The organism is Shewanella polaris, from assembly GCF_006385555.1.
Taxonomy (GTDB): Bacteria; Pseudomonadota; Gammaproteobacteria; order Enterobacterales; family Shewanellaceae; genus Shewanella; species Shewanella polaris.
Genome location: NZ_CP041036.1, coordinates 966,764 through 986,908, shown reverse-complemented (window position 1 = coordinate 986,908; position 20,145 = coordinate 966,764). Strand labels below are relative to the sequence as shown.

The window sequence follows — 20,145 nt, the reverse complement described above, 5'->3', positions numbered from 1 at the left end:
ATCCAATAGCAATAATGGTCAGTATAAAGTGGCACTTCAGCGAATGATGTGCCACGAATTGGTCTGCTGTTTTTATGAGGATAATTGTTCAAGGGGTATTGTCACTACAGTGAACCACTTTCATTGTGCGGTTTAAAGAACAATCTATTTATTTCGGGTGTGTTTTTTATTGATATAGCAAAAAATTGTTAACTGCTTCCTATTTCCTCATCGTCGATTACTGTAAAATCCGCGCCAACAAAGGCTATGTTGGTAAGCGTAAATTTTACCAGACATGTGTATAACAAATTTGTTTACCACAATATTCGCAGGTCACTAACGCTATATGCGCCAAGTGGATCTCTCACCTAAGTATTTCTCGTTTAGGGCTTTACCTGCCATAGCCGTGTCGCCAATGAATAACCATTGGTTAACTCATAATTTAAGAGATCATAAGGTATCATCACTATGAAGTCTGAACAGACTCTCTCTGACACTGCTGTTTCTGATTCATTTTTGGATCGCTATTTCAATATTTCTGCCCGGGGAAGCACCTTAAAACGTGAAGTCATTGCTGGCTTAACAACGTTTTTGGCTATGGTTTATTCGGTAATTGTAGTGCCAAATATGCTGGGCACTGCAGGGTTTGACCCTGCTGCGGTGTTTATCGCTACCTGTTTAATTGCCGCGTTTGGTTCGCTGCTCATGGGACTATGGGCTAATTTACCAATGGCCATTGGTTGTGCAATTTCACTCACCGCGTTTACTGCATTTAGTATGGTGCTAGGCCAGGGAATATCGATTCCTGTCACCCTTGGCGCTATTTTCCTTATGGGTATCGTATTTACACTTGTGAGTGTCACCGGTATTCGTCAATGGGTACTCACTAACCTGCCAACCGGTATTGCTCACGGTACGGGGATTGGTATTGGTTTGTTTTTACTCCTTATTGCAACCAATAGCGTGAAATTGATTGTATCAAATGATGCGGGTTTACCTGTAAAGCTTGGTGATATTAATAGCTTACCGGTTATCGCTACCATTGTTGGTCTTGCTATGACGATAGGGCTTGAGCGCCGAGGTATGCCTGGTGGCATATTGCTGGTCATCGTAGGGTTATCAATCTTTGGGTTAATATTTGATCCTAGCGTGACATATCAAGGTTTATTTGCTTTGCCGGACTTAATGTCTGAAACATCGCTAATTGGTCAGCTCGATATTATGGGTGCATTGAATCCAGTGGTGCTGCCTATTGTGTTGGCATTAGTGATGACCGCTATCTTCGATGCAACTGGCACAATTAGAGCGGTTGCAGGGCAAGCGGAACTTCTCGATGATAAAGACAATATTGTTGGTGGTGGTAAGGCACTGACATCAGATTCTGTTAGCAGTATTTTTGCAGGCGTGGTCGGGGGGGCTCCAGCAGCGGTTTATATTGAATCCGCAGCAGGAACCGCTGCAGGTGGTAAAACGGGTCTGACCGCGACCATCGTTGGCGTGCTATTTTTGATGATGATGTTCTTAGCGCCGCTAAGCTTTTTAGTACCTGCTTATGCTACTGCTCCAGCGCTGATGTATGTTGGTTTACTAATGCTAAGCAATGTCACCAAGCTTGATTTTGACGATAAAGTAGATGCAATGGCAGGCCTAACCTGCGCAGTATTTATCATTTTAAGCTGCAATATCGTTACCGGAATTATGCTTGGTTTTGTTACCTTGGTTATTGGCCGCATATGCAGTGGCGAGTGGCGTAAACTGCGACTTGGGGTTATGTTAATTACACTCGGTTTAGTCGCTTTCTATATGGGTGGTTGGGCGATTTAACCCGATTATAGACTCAATATTAAGGCCAGCCATCGAGGCTGGCCTTTTTTGTTTTCGACATAAATATCGGTTAACGACAGAACGCTAGTTTAGCAGACCCACTGCTTGACGATGACAATCAAGATCGCGACTGCCAGCATCGCGAACTTGCCGAATATTCAATAAACCAATGCCACCACGCCAATAACCACCAGCATTCGAATTGATTAATCTTGCATTAGATAAGGGTAAAACAGAGGTTGCTGCAGCTCTATTACTCTGAATTGATCTGCGTCAACGCAAAGCACGCCAAAAGGTTTTTAATGAGGTAATGAGCTAAATATTGGTAAGTGTTTGGAAAAGATTGATTGCTAGGCGTTAAGTTGGATAAATATATGTTTGAGGTTAATGCACGAACCTATTACGGTTTTTTTATTCCTTTAAAATAATGTCCAATGTGATGACTTATTGCTATAGAACAAAGCAAACAAATGGTAAAACGACGCAGCGAGTACTATAACTAAATAAACCTATAACGTTCGAATAGAACAAGTCATTGACTAGCGGTAACAAATGGAGACTTCAACTTAATCAAAGCCTTGCGATAATAGTAAGTTAGTAAGCCTCTTACTCGTTATTAACCTCTATGCACTTCAATCTGGTTATCGGAGATAATCGACAGAATATGATGGATAGAAAAAATGCCTCACCCAATTCAGGTACAGTTATAGCGATACGCGGTAGTGTTGTCGATATTCTATTTGCTCAGCAACTCCCGCCTATTCGAACTTTATTAACTACCGGAGAAAAGGGACAAGTTTTTCTCGAAGTTTTTTCGCAACTAGATGAACATCGAGTGCGCTGCATTGCGCTGACACCAACCCAAGGGCTGGCTAGAGGCATGGTGGTAGATGACAGCGGCGGACCACTATTGGCACCTGTGGGTAAGACAATTATATCGCGGATGTTTGATGTTTTTGGCAACACCATTGATCATAAACCACCACCAATAGATACCCAGTGGCGTTCTGTACATAACGAACCGCCAGCAATCGACCAGCTTGCAACTAAATCCGAAGTATTCGAATCCGGTATCAAAGTAATTGATGTATTAATGCCTCTTGAACGTGGTGGTAAGGCTGGACTTTTTGGCGGTGCCGGAGTGGGCAAAACGGTGTTACTGACCGAAATGATCCACAATATGGTAGGCCAGCATGCTGGGGTGAGTATTTTTTGCGGTATTGGTGAGCGTTGTCGAGAAGGTGAAGAACTCTACCGAGAGATGAAAGCAGCAGGCGTATTGGATAATATGGTAATGGTATTCGGACAAATGAATGAGCCACCTGGAGCACGCTTTCGTGTGGGTCATGCCGCATTAACCATGGCCGAATATTTTCGTGACGATGAACATCGTGATGTGTTGTTACTGATTGATAATATTTTTCGTTTTATTCAGGCGGGTATGGAAGTGTCTGGTTTAATGGGCCAAATGCCAGCACGCTTGGGGTACCAGCCAACCTTAGGTACTGAATTGTCACAACTCGAAGATCGTATTGCCAATACTGATACGGGTGCGATTACTTCCATTCAAGCGGTATACGTGCCGGCAGACGACTTTACCGATCCCGCTGCGGTGCATACTTTTTCACATCTATCGGCATCAATTGTGCTATCGCGGAAACGGGCCAGTGAAGGACTTTACCCAGCCATTGATCCGTTGCAATCTAATTCTAAAATGGCCACTCCGAGTATTATCGGTCAACGCCACTACGACTTGGCGCAGAAAATACGCAGCACGTTGGCACAATATGAAGAACTTAAAGACATTATCGCCATGTTAGGTATGGAACAGCTATCGGCAGCAGATCATAAAATTGTGGCACGCGCTCGTCGCCTTGAACGTTTTTTTACTCAACCTTTTTTTACCACAGAACAGTTCACAAGTATGCCAGGGAAATTGGTAAGTCTTAGTGAAGCATTAGATGGCTGCGAACGAATTCTACTCGATGAATTTAAAGACTATCCAGAAAGTGCTCTGTATATGATTGGCTCAATTGATGAAGCCATAAACCCTAAGCTTGAGAAAATAAACGCACAGCCAACTGTAGATAAGCAAACGGACAAACAAGGTACGTAACATGTTATCAGCACACATGAACCTTAAAATTCTATTGCCATATAAAGTGTTTACCGAGCAGCAAAATATTGTACGTATTGTCGCAGTAACCCATCAAGGTTCGTTTGGTATTTTGCCCCATAGACTAGACTGTGTAGCGTCATTAACCGCAGGGTTACTGGTTTATGAATGCGAGGGGGCTGATGAAGTCTACGTTGCCATTGATGAAGGTGTATTGGTTAAAACGGGCTTTGATGTATTGATATCAGTGCGTAACGCCATAGGCGGTTTGGGGCTGGGTGAATTACATCAAGCCGTTGAGCAAGAGTTTATGCACCTAGATGAGCAGGAACAACAATTGCGTTCAGTACTGATAAAAATGGAAAGTGATTTTATCCACCGCTTGACTGATTTTCATCATGAGCGAGTGTAATTATGAATAATAAATCGCAAAAAAAAACGTCGCTAAAACCAAATGCCGACACAACAAAGCCCGAAAAATATAAGTCCAACAACGAAAAGTTTAGCCGACAAGTTGACAATATGGCAACGCGAAAATTAAAGGCTCAACGCCATGTAAACAAAATAGTTTGGATGGGGTTTGGCATGATGGGACTCATTGGTTGGTCAGTGGTGGTACCGACCATACTCGGTACAGTATTGGGTATTTGGCTTGATAAACACTATCCCGGTGAACATTCAAGAACCTTGATGTTATTGGTTCTCGGTTTATGCCTAGGTTGTGCCAATGCCTGGTATTGGATTGACAAAGAAGATAAAGAAATCCACCGAGGCGATTAACTTAATAAACCCTGTAGGCAACTTATTTGATGGAAACCGACTTATGGAAAACTTATTGGTAGGCAACATATTTGTAGAGCTAGCATTGGCTTTGCTAGCAGGCGCATTGCTGGGAATACTTTTTTTCGCAGGGCTTTGGTGGACGGTTAATCAGCTGCAATCAAGCCAACATGTTGCGCTGCTATTTATCATCAGTTTGTTAGTACGCTCAACTATAGTAATTGCTGGATTCTATTTTATTATCGGCAAAGATTGGCATAATTTAGTGGCGGGTTTATTTGGGTTTATGTTAGTACGTTTAATTACAACGAGATACATTCAACTCAAACAACATACACACTCGTTAAACAACGATCTCATACTCGATACTGAGGAAGACGTTTTATGAACCTTAGTCCTGACCAAATTATTTTCTGGCAAATGGGCTTTGTTAAGCTCAACGCGACGATAGTATTTACTTGGTTAGTCATGCTGTTATTGGTGATAAGTTCCATTGTTATTACCAGAAAATTATCCAAAAATATGCGCCGCACCCGCTGGCAAAACTTGCTAGAAATGCTTGTCATCATGATTAGCAGACAAATTGAAGAAGTTGGTCTGAGTAATCCCCATAAGTATCTAGGCTTTCTTGGATCGCTATTTTTATTTATCGCCGCCTCCGCCATTTGTACGGTCTTTCCCGGCTTCGAACCGCCGACTGGCTCACTTTCCTGTACCGTCGCTTTGGCATTATCTGTATTTGTAGCAGTGCCATTATTTGGCATTGAGGAGCAAGGCTTGCGCGGCTACCTAGTCTCCTATACCAAACCAACCGTTATTATGTTGCCATTTAACATTATTAGTGAACTGTCGCGTACGCTGGCCTTAGCGGTGCGATTGTTTGGCAATATGATGAGTGGTGCAATGATCATCGGTATTTTACTGAGTATTACCCCATTTATATTTCCGATAGTAATGACACTACTCGGTTTACTCACGGGCATTATACAAGCCTATATTTTTTTTATTTTGGCAACCGTATACATCACTGCAGCAACACGCATTCAAAAAACGGAGGATGAGCTTGCACAAGACAGCTCTGACACCATTGAAGAGCAAGACACTAAACCAGGCTCTCAGCAATGATCCAACACCTTAAATTGATTTAGGAGCAAGTATGGACAGCATAACAATTATTGCAATGGTATCGATTATCACCGCAGGATTAACCATCACTATCGGCGTTATTGGACCGTCATTAGCCGAAGGCAAGGCAGTTGCAACGGCATTATCTGCATTAGCCCAACAACCTGATGCATCTGCCACTATCACTCGTACCCTGCTTGTCGGCTTGGCGATGATAGAATCCACTGCAATTTATTGCTTTGTTGTATCGATGATTTTGTTGTTTGCCAATCCATTTTGGAATTACTTTATCGACCTAGCTGCAGGTATATAAGTTATGCTAATTGACTGGTTTACCGTATTTGCTCAAGTGGTTAACTTTTTGGTACTCATATGGTTACTGAAACGATTTTTATACCGACCTATTATTAATAATATCGATGCCCGAGAGAAAAGGATCGCCACAGAAATTGCCGACGCGGATGCCAAAAGTGCCAAAGCAGAGCAGCAGCGCAATGAATTTGAGCAGAAAAATGCTGAGTTTGAACAGCAAAAAACAACCCGCATGAATAAATTAATAGAAGATACAAAAGCCGAGCGGGCTCAGTTACTCGAAACGGTTAGACAAGAAGCAGAAGATCTCCGTAAAAAATTACAATTAGCCCTTAAAAATGAGCAACTCAATTTACAAGTGGCGCTTAGCCAAAGTGCGCGCGAAGAAATATTTTCCATCACACGTAAGGTTCTCGACGATCTTGCTGAAACCTCTTTGGAAGCGTCCATGACAGAGATTTTTATTCGCCGTTTACATGAATTAACGGATAAAGAGACGACTGATTTTACCGCAGCATTTAACTTATCAGCTAAACCTATTCTTGTTCAAACAGCCTTTACACTTCCAAAGCCGCAATGCTCTGTTATTAAAACAGAAATAGAAAAAATATTGGGCCACGAGATAACACTTCAATTCGCCATTGAGCCCAAGGTCATCAGCGGGATAGAGATCAGTATCAATGGTCAAAAAATATCTTGGAGCATTAACGAATATCTCAGATCACTGGCAAAACGTGTTGATGAATTACTATTAACCACCAGCAGTATCGAGAATTCAGACTTAAGTCCCTCAAGCGCACAGGATAATAATCATGAAACCAGCGCCTGATTTCTTACAATCAATATTTGAGCAAACATTTTCGACTCTGCAACAAGCGCGGCAATCTTTTTCACCCCTATTGCAACCGCGAGAAGTCGGCATAATTACCAGTATTGCCACTGGTATTGCAATCGTATCTGGCTTGCCAAAAGTCGGTTTTGAAGAAGTGCTTAAGTTCCCTGGTGATATTTTTGGCATTGCATTCAATGTGAATGAAAATGAAATTGGGGTTGTACTATTGGGAGAGTATTGGCATTTACAAGCCGGTGATGAAGTAGAACGTTGTGGGCATATAGTGGATGTTCCCGTAGGAGACGGCCTAATAGGCCGTATTATCAATCCTATCGGAGAACCCTTAGATGGCAAAGGCCGATTGCTATCAAGTACCCGCCTCCCCGTTGAACGTCCATCGCCTGCAATTATGAATCGTGCGGCGGTGAGTGTTCCCTTGCAAACAGGTATCAAAGTAATTGACGCCCTTATTCCGGTGGGGCGTGGCCAACGAGAGTTGATTATCGGCGATAGACAAACTGGTAAAACGGCTATTGCCCTTGACACCATACTGAACCAACGTGGCAAAAATGTACTTTGCGTATATTGTGCTATTGGCCAACGTACATCTGGTGTTGCCAAAGTCATTGCCACATTAGAAAAACAAGGCGCTATGGAATATACCGTGGTAGTGGTTACCGAAGGTAATGATCCTCCAGGCCTTGCTTATATTGCCCCTTATGCAGCGACCAGTATTGCCGAATATTTTATGCAGCAAGGACGCGACGTATTAATTGTTTATGATGACTTAACACACCACGCACGCACTTACCGCGAGCTGTCACTGCTGTTGCGTCGCCCTCCAGGACGTGAAGCTTTTCCAGGTGATATATTTTATATTCACTCGCGTTTATTGGAGCGGGCTACTCACTTAAGTCAAGAACAAGGTGGTGGTTCATTAACGGCGCTGCCCATTATTGAAACTGAAGCACAGGATATATCAGCCTATATTCCTACGAATCTCATTTCTATCACCGATGGGCAGATCTATCTTTCACCCTCGTTATTTGAACTGGGCGTGCTGCCTGCTATCAACGTAGGGAAATCTGTTTCTCGTGTTGGGGGTAAGGCACAACGAGCTGCTTATCGGTCCGTTGCATCAAACCTAAAATTGGCTTATGCGCAGTTTGAAGAGCTGGAAACATTTTCGAGTTTTGGCGCTCGATTAGATGACAACACATTAAAAACAATCGGCCACGGTCGACGTATTCGCGCTTGCCTAAAGCAAGCTGAATCCACGCCAATTTCTATGGTTGAACAAATTGCGGTCTTGCTGGCATTAACGGCCAATCTATTTGATGACATACCGTTGACACTAATGAGTGAAGCCGAGTTGGCAGTTCGCAATGCTGCTGCCGATTTTCCAGCTGAAATAATCACTCGTTTAGAGACATCTGAAGAATTAACAGCAGAAGATAGAGACGCCATTATCCAGTCTGTCCATAATGCATTAGCACAATTTATGTCCAGCCAGAAAGCAGAGGAAATAGTATGAGTGAAGGCCTCGCAAGTCTGCGTCATCAGATTAACAGTGCTGATGATCTTGAGTCTGTCGTGCGCAGCATGAAGGCAATGGCGTCATCTAATATCTGCCAATACGAAAATGCAGTTCACTCATTAGATGATTATTATCGTACTGTGCAACTTGGCTTAGCCGCCTGTTTCCAGCAATATCAATCCCCTAGTATTAAAACAAAAAGGCCACCGTCAAATAAAGCAGCCATTGGCGTCATAGTATTTGGAACCGATCAGGGTTTAGTCGGTCAATTTAACGAAGTAATGGTCGAATTTGTCTGTGAGTCATTGCAGAAAATGCCGGGGAATAAATTGGTCTGGACTGTGGGAGATCGTCTTCAGTCAAGGCTTTTAGAAACCAAACTTGTGCTAAAGCAAGGTTTTATATTGCCAAATTCAGTTGATGTCATTTCAACGCTAGTCGGTACAATTTTGATTGAAATGGAAGCGCAAAGAGAGAAAGGGACAATCGATCGGGTGTATATTTTTCATCATCGCCCAAATGTCGATTCAATTTATACTCCTGTGAGCCAACAACTTTTACCCCTAGATGCTCACTGGAGTCAAAACTTTGCAAGTATTCAATGGCCAACTAATAACTTACCCGAAGTTATGCCCGAGCGGTCTGAAACACTAAGCGCTATGATGCGTGAATATCTATTTGTCAGTCTGTTTAGGGCTTGTGCTGAATCACTTAACAGTGAAAATGCCAGTCGCTTGTCTGCAATGCAGCGGGCAGAAAAAAATATCGATGAACTGCATGCAAGTCTTAAGCAAAAATTTCACAGCTTACGTCAAAGTGGTATCGATGCGGAATTGTTCGATGTCATATCTGGATTTGGAGCAATGGAATAGAGATAGGATGAATATCAAGGAGCCGTGAACGATTCTTTTTTCTGCCCTGCGCCAGACGTTAGTGGCCGCAGGCCATATCTTAAATACACTTTTGCCCAAAAATGAGTTAACAGTCCTAAACTTTACAGGCTCTAAATGCCATTGCTATCGAGCCATATCAACTAAACAATTCTCGGCTAAAAAATCTTATCGTTAGACACAGATAAAGTTCAGGATTTAAACAAAAGTTTGTTATACTCCGCGGCCGCTTATCGATGGCGCTCAATTGGGTGTATCATTCAAGCTTAACGTTTTTCAACTATCCTAAGACGTTAATCAACCCAGTTAAGCATAAATCCAGCCATTTAATGATGGCTATCGGCCCAAATATTCTAGATTGACGCTGTGCAGCTAACTTAGCTTGCTACAAGTTAATCGCTTTGTTTTGATGTACATACAGGAACCGCACCATGAAATTCGAATCTTTTAGCTTCGCCCCAGAAATATTACGCGCGATCGCTGAGTGCGGTTATCAATCTATGACGCCAATTCAACAACAAGCTATCCCAGCAATCCGTCGTGGTGAAGATGTCCTAGCAAGCGCTCAAACAGGTACCGGTAAAACCGCAGCATTTGCACTGCCTATATTACAAAGAATGTGTGATAACCCAAAAGAGACGATGCCGTCTAACACTCGCACCTTAATTCTTACTCCAACCCGTGAGCTTGCCGCACAGGTTGCAGACAACATTAGCGCTTACAGTAAGCATCTTAATTTAACGGTATTAACCATTTATGGTGGCGTTAAAATAGATACCCAGTCACAAAAACTTAAACGCGGTGCCGACGTTATTGTAGCTACACCAGGTCGTTTACTTGAACACATTGTGGCGTGTAACTTAAGCTTGTCTAATGTTGAGTTCTTAGTACTTGATGAAGCTGACCGTATGCTTGATATGGGTTTTAGTGCCGATATTAAAAAGATCCTTCAAGCAGTAAACAAAGAACGCCAGAATATGTTGTTCTCTGCGACCTTTTCTTCTGAGGTAAAAAAACTAGCGAATGACATGCTTAATAAACCTAAAGTGATTACGGTTGATAAGCAAAACACCACTGCAGACACAGTTAGTCAGGTGGTATACCCTGTTGAACAACGTCGTAAGCGTGAATTATTATCTGAGTTAATCGGCACCAAAAACTGGCAACAAGTATTGGTGTTCACGGCAACTCGTGACGCAGCAGACAAATTAGTTAAAGAATTAAACTTAGATGGTATTCCATCGGGCGTGGTTCATGGCGAGAAAGCGCAAGGTAGCCGTCGTCGTGCGTTACGTGAATTTGTTGAAGGAAAAATCCGCGTGTTAGTGGCTACCGAAGTGGCAGCCCGTGGTCTTGATATTAAAAATCTTGAATACGTTGTTAACTACGATTTACCGTTTTTAGCCGAAGATTACGTGCACCGTATTGGCCGTACAGGTCGTGCAGGTAAAACCGGTGTCGCCATTTCGTTTGTGAGCCGTGAAGAAGAACGCACCTTAGCCGATATTGAAAAACTAATCGGTCAGCCAATTCGTCGTGTTACTGTACCGGGCTATGAAGTAGGTAGCCGTGAGATGTTGTTGAAACAAATTGAAAAGCGTCGTAGCTTTGCCAAAAAACAACAACGTGGCGATAACGCTGGTGACCAGATGATTGCTGAGAAAAACATGGACGGACGTCGTGTTAAAGTGGGTAAAGTTAGCAGCACAGTTAAATACAAAAAAATTAAATAACCCCCGTTCGAAACAATAAACGGTAATTGAAAAAAGCGCTTAGGCGCTTTTTTTGTATTTGAATGAAATAAATTGTGTGATTATGTGGTCTACTTTAGTCGGGACATTACTCTATAAGGAATGATCATGTTAAAAACACTGCTTGTTGCCACCGCACTTACGTTAACCAGTTTAGCCAGTGTGGCTAAGCCTATTGCCAGTGACGAAAATAATGTCATGCCGCTACTCAATGGCCACCAGATACCAGCCATTACCCTGCAAGATGTGGATGGTAAAGCGATTGAGCTCAGTAAGCTTATGGCGCAAAAGCCGACGATATTCTTCTTTTACCGTGGCGGTTGGTGTCCATTTTGTAATTCACAAATGGGTCAGCTAAAAGCAATTGAACCTAAACTGCTTGAGATGGGTTTCCAGTTAGTGGGAATTTCACCTGACACCCCTGAAAAAATGCGCGCGTCGATGAATAAGCAAGAGCTCGATTATTTATTGTTGTCAGACACGTCAATGGCAGCAGCACAAGCGTTTGGTTTAGCTTATTACACCAGTGAAAAAGTCACTAAAACTTACCAAGCTAAGTTGCACGTCAACAACACCTTATTTACCACGCCACAAGGTGATAAACGTTTAGTATTGCCAGTGCCTGCTGTCTATGTGGCAGATAAAAGCGGTTTGATTCATTTTCAATATGTGAACCCGAACTACAAGGTTCGTCCTGCGCCAGAGTTGATTTTAACTGCTGCTGAGTTACTCGTTAAACCTTAGTTAGCTCCAAATTCAAATAATATTTAGCCAACATTAACCCCATGATGTTGGCTTTTTTATCGTATCAGCACCCTAGAATTCAACGCCGTAGTGTTGTGACTATTACTCACTCAAACTCGGCACTGTCAACATCTACATACCTATACATCTAGACTTATCGTAATTAAATACAATCTTTCATCACAAAAAAACACAAAATACCCATAGTCTTATCCATTTAATGATTTTTATATTGGATTTTTAATACCTCACCTCGTTACACTGTTCGGCATATAAAAATATCCCTACACAGAGGCTGTAAATTACTATGTCTATTCCTACTACATTTGGCACAGCAAATACTCCTGGTACGATTAAAGCGATGCTATTGGGTTGTGGAGAGCTTGGCAAAGAAGTTGCCATTGAGCTACAACGTTACGGTATTGAAGTTATCGGAGTTGATCGCTATCCTAATGCCCCAGCAATGCAAATTGCGCATCGTTTCCATGTCATTAACATGCTGGATGCAAAAGCATTAAAAGACGTTATCGAGCTGGAGCAGCCAGATTTAGTGATCCCAGAAATTGAAGCTATTGCCACCCAAACGTTAGTAGAACTAGAACAGCAAGGTTTGCATGTGGTGCCAACCGCCAATGCGACAAAACTAACCATGGATCGTGAAGGCATTCGCCGACTTGCAGTAGAAACCTTAGCGGTACCAACATCAAAATATTATTTCTGTGATACCCAGTCCGAGTTTGAACAAGCCGTTTCTGATATCGGTATTCCATGCGTAGTTAAGCCAGTAATGAGCTCGTCAGGCAAAGGACAGAGCGTGATTAAGTCGACCGACACTATCCAACAAGCATGGGCATACGCTCAAGAAGGTGGTCGTGCTGGCAAAGGACGCGTAATTGTTGAAGCCTTTATCCCCTTCGACTATGAAATTACCCTCCTGACTATTAGCGCCGTCAATGGGATTCATTTTTGCGAGCCGATAGGTCACCGCCAAGAAGATGGTGATTATCGTGAATCATGGCAGCCACAAGCGATCTCGGCGGCAGTACTACAAAAAGCCCAAGCAATGAGTCAAAAAGTGGTTGAGGCCCTTGGTGGTTATGGCTTATTTGGGGTCGAGTTATTTGTAAAAGGTGATGAGGTGTATTTTTCTGAAGTGTCACCAAGGCCACACGATACGGGCTTAGTGACCTTAATGAGCCAAGACTTGTCGGAATTTGCTCTGCATGTACGCGCGATTTTAGGGTTACCGATCAGTAATATTGTGCAACATGGGCCCAGCGCTTCTGCGGTTATTCTTGCTGAAGGCACATCGACTAATATCCGCTACCAAGGTATGGCCGCGGCTTTAGCGCCTGCGGATACGCAATTACGCTTATTTGGTAAACCAGACATAGATGGACGCCGTCGTTTAGGTGTTGCATTAGCTCGCGATAGCTCTGTGGAATCGGCTATAGAAAAAGCCAAGACAGTAGCAAGCAAGATTAAGGTGTTATTCTAAGCAAAGTTGAATTGAACTGAAGCAAACAAAAAAACAAGCTAAACTGTAGAGCTTCTACGGTTTAGCTTTTTACTGTTGGCAGTGATTTATCGGCTAAGTGAAAATGGACTAACATTAGCAAACGAAACAGCGCTTTAAGTTTAAGATCTTGATCAAGTTTACCCGCGTTAATCAGTTTTTTCAGTACCGTTATTTTTATGTACAGCTTTTTAATCAATACGCCACTTGGCTCACCTAAGTATTTATCGAACTCTTTATAACCCTCAATGGTTCGCGGTACTAACTTAGCCTGACGAATATCTAATCCCGATCGCATGGCTTTATCAAACGCTTGGGTTTCTAGACCCTTGATGATGTCGGCGGCACAAATCTTTTGCGCTAAACCATCAACAATAAAATGAATATTCGATTCAATTTCAAATTGCAGTGCATGAGTGTCATGACGCACGTTATCAAACCTTGTACGTTCTTTATCGACGAAATCAAACAAGATTTTCCAGAGTGACATGTGCAGATCCCGTTCGTATTGTTAATGTAGGTTAGCACTATAAATCACAGTGCTAACCCGTCGATACAAGATTTATAACAGAGTGATAAATCCCGTTAACCGTTAACCTGATTCAATGCTTTACCTTGTTGAAATTGGCGTACATTATCAACCGCAATATTAAGCAGATTTTGTCTGGCTTGTAATGTCGCCCATGCGATATGCGGGGTAATGGTAATGTTAGCGGCACTAAGTAAAGGATTATTGCTACTTGGCGGCTCAGTGGATAACACATCAACAGCGGCAAATCCGTTACCATTGTTAAGCCATTGAGCGAGATCATTTTCATTAATCAAGTCGCCACGGGCAGTATTAACTAATAAACAGCCCGGTTTAAGTAAACGTAAACTGTCATTGTTTATCATGTACTTTGTCACGGCATTAAGCGGACAATGTAGCGATATAATATCGGCTTGCTTAAGTAAGCTGTCGCGATCACACCATTGAATAGCATCAGGTAAATCTGCTTTGGGTTGAGTGGTGGTGATCAATACTTTCATGCCAAACGCGACACCTAAATTGGCAACCTGTTGGCCAATATCACCATAACCCACAACGCCGAGAGTGAGGCCTTTTAATGAGGTCAATGGCGCTAGGGTAAAACAAAAATCTCGTTGTGTAGCCCACTGCCCTTGCTTAACGGCTTGGTCATGTAAGGCTACCTGTTGATGGTGATGTAGAATATGAGCGAACACCATTTGCGCCACGGCATCAGGACCGTAAGCAGGAATATTGGTTACCACTATTCCCTGTGCTGATGCGGCATCAACATCGACCACATTGGTGCCTGTGGCTAGAACGCCAATATAGGCTAAGTCGGGCAGCTGCTTTAAGGTCTCTGCGCTGAGTACCGTTTTATTGGTAAGTACCATTTGCGCACCTTGGCAGCGACTGACAATTTGATCCAGTGTAGTATGGTCGTAAATGTCACACTGGCCCAATGCTTCAAGCGCCTGCCAACTCAAATCACCTGGGTTAAGGGTATAACCATCTAATACCACTATTTTCATCTATTACCTCAATCCTAACAAAAATACGTTATCAGCTTGCGTTATCGCATGCCTCGCGAGGTTTTAATTCGCTCGTATGCGACTTGAATATCTCGAGCTTTGTTATTAGCCAGTTCCATCATTTCTTCTGGTAGACCTTTTGCCACAAGCTTATCTGGATGGTGTTCATTCATCAATTTACGGTAGGTTCGTTTTACATCTTGATCGCTAGCAGACTCTTGTACTCCAAGTAACACGTAAGCGTCAGTAAGCGACATGTTATTACCTTGCGGCGACTGATGATGGCTAAACTCAGCCTGCCAACGTGCAAGCAATGCCTCCAGTTGTGCACCTAAGCCTAATTTTTGGGCAATAACTGACAATATTTGTTTTTCATTGGCATGTAACTCGCCATCCACCAAGGCTGTTTGTATTTGGATTTCTAAGAACATCTGCGCTAGTTCAATCCGACCTTGGGTGACTTGTCGAAACAGTTCTAGCTGCTTGATTAAATCAAAGTCAGCTTGGCGCCCTTCACGGAAAGCCGTTTGCGCATCAATACGCGACTGTCCAGACAACTTCATTTGATCCATTAACATGGTCGCAATACGTATATCGCTTTTGGTCACTCGCCCAGAAGCTTTAGCTACATGGCCCATCACCGCAAATGTAGAATGGAAAAACATCGCCTGACGTTCACCGCCTTTGCGAATTAATGAAGTAAAACCTTGGCGTTTGTCATAAGCATGACCTAACCATAACCCTAAAATGGCACCAAAAAATCGCCCAAACATAAAACCAATGATAAACCCAAAAACTTTACCCCAAATTCGCATCTTGTTTTCCATTACCGTTAATAATTAATACTTTTCGCGCATATCACTTAAGCGAAATCACATGGTTTAACCTTGAGTCAGTAATCTACTCTGCAGTTGTTCTAGCCGTTCAAGGGTGCCAACATCACACCAATAACCATTAAAATGTTCGCCATAAACCCGTTGCTTAGCAATAGATTGCTTAAGCAATGGCCCTAACGCTTGCTTGCCTGTTGGTAGATTGCTAAATAATTGAGGATGATAAATGCCTATTCCAGAATAAGTAAACTGTTGTTGACTGTTAAGGCTTAATTGGCCTTGCATTGCAATGGCAAAGTCACCTTGTGGATGATGTTCGGGGTTATCGACTAACCACAAAAAAGCATCAGCATAACCTTGTGATACTTGCTCGTAAGCTAACGCTAACGTTGGCAAGTGATCAATAAAAATATCGCCATTAATAACTAAGAAGGGCTTGTCGTCCAATAGAGTTAATGCTTGTTTAATACCACCTGCGGTTTCTAGCGCCGTAGTTTCCTCACTATAGCTAATCAGTAAACCCCAACGACTTCCATCACCCAATATTTCAGGTAACTTATGCCCTAACCAAGCTTGATTAATCACCACATGCGTCACGCCTATTGAGGCCAGTTTTTCTAAGTGATATTCAATTAACGGTTTACCTGCAACATTGACGAGTGGTTTAGGCAATGAATCGGTTAGTGGCCGTAAACGTTCGCCTCGTCCTGCAGCCAAAATCATTGCTTTCATGGTTTATTTCTCGCTTTATTCTTTGCCTCAGTGCCTATTGCATTCCCTACTTTGCTTTCTGTTTTACATCCAGCTTCATTGTCGGCTTCGAGAATGGGCTGTTGCTTAACTAACGGCAGGATAACGCTAGCTACCCAGGCACTGAAGTCTGCAATTTGTGGGTATTGGGCGCCAATATCGACAATATATTGCAATGTTAATGGAATATCCGCCAGATAACCGCGCTTACCATCGCGATGATATAAACGTGCAAAAATCCCGGCGGCTTTAATGTGGCGCTGTATTCCCATTAAATCAAACCATTGCTTATAAGTTGAAAACTCAACACTTTCATCCATTAATTTTTTTTCTATAGCGAGTTGATAATGATATATCATCAACTGATTAACGATATTGTCTGGCCAACGCACGTAACAATCGCGCAATAATGACACCGCGTCATAAGTTATCGGGCCAAGCACCGCGTCTTGAAAGTCGATCACAGCAAGAGCTTGGTCGTTCAGCAATAAATTACGGCTATGATAATCACGATGCATCCCTACTTTAGGTTGGGCGATAACGTTTTGGGTTAACGCATTAAAGGTGGAGGCAATCATTTGCTGTTCATTGCTCGTCAATACGTAATTTAAATGTTCTTTTATTAACCAATCGACAAAAATGGCCAATTCTTTCGTCACAAAAGACGCATCGTAATCGGCTAGTGGTCCGTTATCAGTTTCCGTTACAGCTGCAATCACAGGTAATAACGTTAAAGCCTGTTGATAATAATCGGTCACATTGTCTTTATTCAGCACCGATAAAAGCTGTAATTCACCAACATCAGTTTGCAAAACAAAACCATATTCCTCGCAGGTAGCGAGTACTTCAGGTACCAGTAGCCCAACGCATTGGTATGCCTTGGCCATTGCAACAAAAGGGGCTATTGGCACTAAATCAATAGGCGAATCAGAGACAATATAATGACAACCTTGATGTTGAATACGGAAATAACGTCGAAAACTGGCATCGCCACAAATCAAATTAATGCTAACTTCATCGCCAAAATATTGTTTTAACCAGTTACTTAACGCGACAAATCTTGGATCAGATAGAATCATCTCAATGGCTCTTAATGAAAAATTGCTTTATTATAGCCAGCATAACATTTGGAAACAGCTAAAGAATGGAATGTTTTACTTAGCTGAGTATCTTTTTCTCTCCAAAACTTTTCCTGAATCAGAATTCATAAATTATTGACAACAATGCAGATCCGTTATTTTCTGGCACTAAGCCTACTCCCAAACATAGTGTTGGCCGATGAGCCTACTACAACCGAAGCGCCTGCGTTGCAATGCGTTGTGGCTCCGCCTGTGTCTCGCTCATTTGAAGACCGCGCAGCATTAACTAATATCTCAGACGATCAAATTGTCATTATTAGTGATAATTCGAATGTTGTTTATAATAATCAGGCTGAATTTTCGGGCGATGTCAGTTTTAGCCAAGGACTTCGTCATATCGCAGCTGATAATGCCGTGTTAGATCAAAAGGAACAACGTTTAAATGCTGATGGAAATCTGATATTTAAAGACGAATTATTTACCATCACAGCCGATACCCTAGAAGCACAAATGAGCAGTAATAATGCTACGTTAGAAGGTGCTAAGTATTGGTTGCATGGACAACAAGTCCATGGTGATGCAGAAAAATTACAGATCACTTCAGACAATAATCTATTGCTGACAAAAACCAACTTCACCACCTGCCCCGTTGGCGATGAATCATGGTTGCTCGAAGCAGATATGATCAAAATTGACAGCAACGAGGAATGGGGCGAAATTTGGAACGCCAAACTACGTATTGCGGGTGTCCCTGTGTTGTACATTCCGTATATGACAGTGCCGGTTTCAGACAAACGTAAATCAGGTTTTCTATTTCCTAGCTTTAGCACCAGTACCACCAACGGTGTTGAAGTGAGTACGCCTTATTATTGGAATATCGCCCCAGAGTATGATTTAACTTTTACACCAGACTATATGTCATCTCGCGGCTTATACACCAAAACTGAATTTAGGTATTTGGCTGGAGAAAAACAAAATGGTCAGCTCAACTTTGAATATATAGCCAGTGATAATGAACTCAGCACTAACGCTGACCGTTATCTTTATCACTGGAGTCATCAAGGTGCACTGAATAAAAATTGGCGTGTAAGAGCTAATTACACAGATGTGTCAGACAACAATTATTTCAACGATTTAAATTCCGATGTAAATCAGTCAACCGACAATCAGTTATCGCGAATTGGAGAAGCCAGTTATTTTGAACGTAACTGGGATTTCAACATGCGCGTACAAGATATAAAAGTACTCGGTGAAGAAGAAAAGCCCTATCAAGTGATGCCACAACTTAACTTTAATTATCGTTCTGCAGACTTATTTGAAGCTATCGATTTTAATTTTAACTCTGAGCTCACTAACTTTCGTCATCAAGATAACGAGTACAATACAGCAACCCGCTTACACTTAGTGCCTAGCTTAATTTGGCCAATTCAAGGGCCTGCTGGTTCGTTTACCAGTGAAGTTAAATTACTGCAAACCCAGTATTGGCAAAAAAACATTGATGAAGACTCAACGTTAGAAGACAATGTAAGCCGTACGATCCCGCAAGCGCGTTTACATGGTCAGGTCAATTTTGAACGAACAACACAAATGTTTGATGAGCAATACAGGCAAACAATTGAACCTCAAATCCAATACCTTTATGTCGGCTATGAAGATCAATCTGATATTGGTATTTATGACACAGCTCAATTGCAAGAAGACTACTATGGACTGTTCCGCGATCGCCAATATTCAGGTTTAGATCGTGTGGCAGATGCTAATCAATTTACATTAGGTTTCACGACCCGCTTGTTTGATGAAACTAATCATGAAAGATTCAAATTCAGCGTCGGTCAAATCATTTTCTTCGAAGACTCTAAAGTTCTCTTAATCGATGATAATGAAGAACAATCTCAATCAACTTCAGTATTAGCAGCTGAGTTAGATGCACAATTATACAATGATTGGTTCATCAGTGGCTCTGTACAGCACGACACTGAAAAAGGTGAAAACAAGAAAAATGAAGTCACCTTGGATTATCGTCCAAGCAATGACAAATTATTGCAGCTAAGTTACCGATATGTACCCGACTTACTCAATACAAATACTAACGACCGAGTAGATATTTCGCAGGCTGGCATGCGTACATCTTGGCCTATTAGTGACAACCTATATTTTGTGGGTAACTACTATTACGATCTCAATAAGTCACGTAATATTGAAACATACACAGGTGTGCAATATGAATCGTGTTGTTGGGCATTACGCTTGAGCTATCATTACCGTATAAAAACCAACTATGATGACGACACATCTCAAACTGCTATGGAAGAATTTGATAGTGGGGTTTACCTTAACTTTGTCATTAAAGGGCTCGGTGGTTCTGGCCCATTAGGTGTGGATGACATGCTCGATGAAGGGTTATTTAATTATCGTAAGCCACTTTACTTAAGGAATTAACACTCTTTTGTGATAGATTGCTGAACCTAGCGACAATCTGATAGTCCAATAACAATAACTATGTTGTTAATTAACATAAAACGACCCAATTTGGCGATA

At 42.1% G+C, this 20,145-nt stretch carries 19 protein-coding genes; 14 read left to right on the top strand and 5 right to left on the bottom strand.

What is annotated here, in order from left to right; all coding sequences use genetic code 11:
• Positions 1-447 precede the first annotated feature (447 nt).
• The 13 genes from FH971_RS04305 to purT all read left to right on the top strand — a co-directional run bounded on the left by FH971_RS04305 (position 448) and on the right by purT (position 13,388).
• Positions 448-1,803, top strand: coding sequence for an NCS2 family permease (locus FH971_RS04305; protein WP_140233481.1), 1,356 nt, complete (start codon positions 448-450; stop codon positions 1,801-1,803).
• A gap of 664 nt (positions 1,804-2,467) precedes the next feature.
• Positions 2,468-3,919 carry a F0F1 ATP synthase subunit beta gene (gene atpD / locus FH971_RS04300; RefSeq protein ID WP_140233480.1) on the top strand — a complete coding sequence of 484 codons (1,452 nt, stop codon included), beginning with the start codon at positions 2,468-2,470 and terminating at the stop codon, positions 3,917-3,919.
• Position 3,920: 1 nt separating this feature from the next.
• The gene (locus tag FH971_RS04295; protein ID WP_137222545.1) at positions 3,921-4,331 is read left to right on the top strand and encodes a F0F1 ATP synthase subunit epsilon; all 411 of its coding nucleotides are present in this window, start codon (positions 3,921-3,923) and stop codon (positions 4,329-4,331) included.
• Between the two features lie 2 nt (positions 4,332-4,333).
• The gene (locus tag FH971_RS04290) at positions 4,334-4,699 is read left to right on the top strand and encodes an AtpZ/AtpI family protein (protein ID WP_101088769.1); all 366 of its coding nucleotides are present in this window, start codon (positions 4,334-4,336) and stop codon (positions 4,697-4,699) included.
• Between the two features lie 43 nt (positions 4,700-4,742).
• Positions 4,743-5,087: an ATP synthase subunit I gene (locus FH971_RS04285; protein WP_137222547.1), complete on the top strand. Its 345-nt coding sequence runs from the start codon at positions 4,743-4,745 to the stop codon at positions 5,085-5,087.
• Positions 5,084-5,824 (top strand): F0F1 ATP synthase subunit A, encoded by a 741-nt coding sequence (locus FH971_RS04280; protein ID WP_140233479.1) that lies wholly within the window; start codon positions 5,084-5,086, stop codon positions 5,822-5,824. The genes FH971_RS04285 and FH971_RS04280 overlap by 4 nt, the downstream gene beginning before the upstream one ends.
• Before the next feature lie 31 nt (positions 5,825-5,855).
• Positions 5,856-6,137: a F0F1 ATP synthase subunit C gene (locus tag FH971_RS04275; RefSeq protein WP_101088766.1), complete on the top strand. Its 282-nt coding sequence runs from the start codon at positions 5,856-5,858 to the stop codon at positions 6,135-6,137.
• A 3-nt stretch (positions 6,138-6,140) separates the two neighbouring features.
• Positions 6,141-6,965, top strand: a complete 825-nt coding sequence (locus FH971_RS04270) for a F0F1 ATP synthase subunit delta (RefSeq protein ID WP_137222551.1) — start codon at positions 6,141-6,143, stop codon at positions 6,963-6,965.
• Positions 6,949-8,502, top strand: a complete 1,554-nt coding sequence (locus FH971_RS04265; protein WP_140233478.1) for an alternate F1F0 ATPase, F1 subunit alpha — start codon at positions 6,949-6,951, stop codon at positions 8,500-8,502. The genes FH971_RS04270 and FH971_RS04265 overlap by 17 nt, the downstream gene beginning before the upstream one ends.
• Positions 8,499-9,377: a F0F1 ATP synthase subunit gamma gene (locus FH971_RS04260; RefSeq protein ID WP_101088763.1), complete on the top strand. Its 879-nt coding sequence runs from the start codon at positions 8,499-8,501 to the stop codon at positions 9,375-9,377. Before FH971_RS04265 ends, FH971_RS04260 begins: the two co-directional genes overlap by 4 nt.
• A gap of 449 nt (positions 9,378-9,826) precedes the next feature.
• The gene (locus tag FH971_RS04255) at positions 9,827-11,128 is read left to right on the top strand and encodes a DEAD/DEAH box helicase (RefSeq protein WP_140233477.1); all 1,302 of its coding nucleotides are present in this window, start codon (positions 9,827-9,829) and stop codon (positions 11,126-11,128) included.
• Positions 11,129-11,254: 126 nt separating this feature from the next.
• Positions 11,255-11,890 (top strand): peroxiredoxin-like family protein, encoded by a 636-nt coding sequence (locus FH971_RS04250; RefSeq protein WP_140233476.1) that lies wholly within the window; start codon positions 11,255-11,257, stop codon positions 11,888-11,890.
• A gap of 307 nt (positions 11,891-12,197) precedes the next feature.
• Positions 12,198-13,388 carry a formate-dependent phosphoribosylglycinamide formyltransferase gene (purT, locus tag FH971_RS04245; RefSeq protein ID WP_140233475.1) on the top strand — a complete coding sequence of 397 codons (1,191 nt, stop codon included), beginning with the start codon at positions 12,198-12,200 and terminating at the stop codon, positions 13,386-13,388.
• 61 nt (positions 13,389-13,449) lie between these two features.
• Here purT and FH971_RS04240 read toward each other — a convergent pair whose 3' ends face one another.
• The 5 genes from FH971_RS04240 to FH971_RS04220 form a co-directional block, all read right to left on the bottom strand.
• On the bottom strand, positions 13,450-13,896 hold the full coding sequence (locus FH971_RS04240; RefSeq protein WP_137222565.1) for a hypothetical protein: 447 nt from the start codon (positions 13,894-13,896) through the stop codon (positions 13,450-13,452).
• Between the two features lie 95 nt (positions 13,897-13,991).
• Positions 13,992-14,945, bottom strand: a complete 954-nt coding sequence (locus tag FH971_RS04235) for a D-2-hydroxyacid dehydrogenase (protein WP_140233474.1) — start codon at positions 14,943-14,945, stop codon at positions 13,992-13,994.
• 41 nt (positions 14,946-14,986) lie between these two features.
• Positions 14,987-15,760: a co-chaperone DjlA gene (gene djlA / locus FH971_RS04230; protein ID WP_140233473.1), complete on the bottom strand. Its 774-nt coding sequence runs from the start codon at positions 15,758-15,760 to the stop codon at positions 14,987-14,989.
• 66 nt (positions 15,761-15,826) lie between these two features.
• Positions 15,827-16,510: an N-acetylmuramate alpha-1-phosphate uridylyltransferase MurU gene (gene murU, locus FH971_RS04225; RefSeq protein ID WP_140233472.1), complete on the bottom strand. Its 684-nt coding sequence runs from the start codon at positions 16,508-16,510 to the stop codon at positions 15,827-15,829.
• Positions 16,507-17,607: an aminoglycoside phosphotransferase family protein gene (locus FH971_RS04220; RefSeq protein WP_140233471.1), complete on the bottom strand. Its 1,101-nt coding sequence runs from the start codon at positions 17,605-17,607 to the stop codon at positions 16,507-16,509. Before FH971_RS04220 ends, murU begins: the two co-directional genes overlap by 4 nt.
• 144 nt (positions 17,608-17,751) lie before the next feature.
• On the opposite strand from FH971_RS04220, the gene lptD reads away from it, so the two are divergent.
• Complete coding sequence (lptD, locus tag FH971_RS04215; protein WP_140233470.1) at positions 17,752-20,046, top strand: LPS assembly protein LptD; 2,295 nt, start codon at positions 17,752-17,754, stop codon at positions 20,044-20,046.
• Positions 20,047-20,145 lie beyond the last annotated feature (99 nt).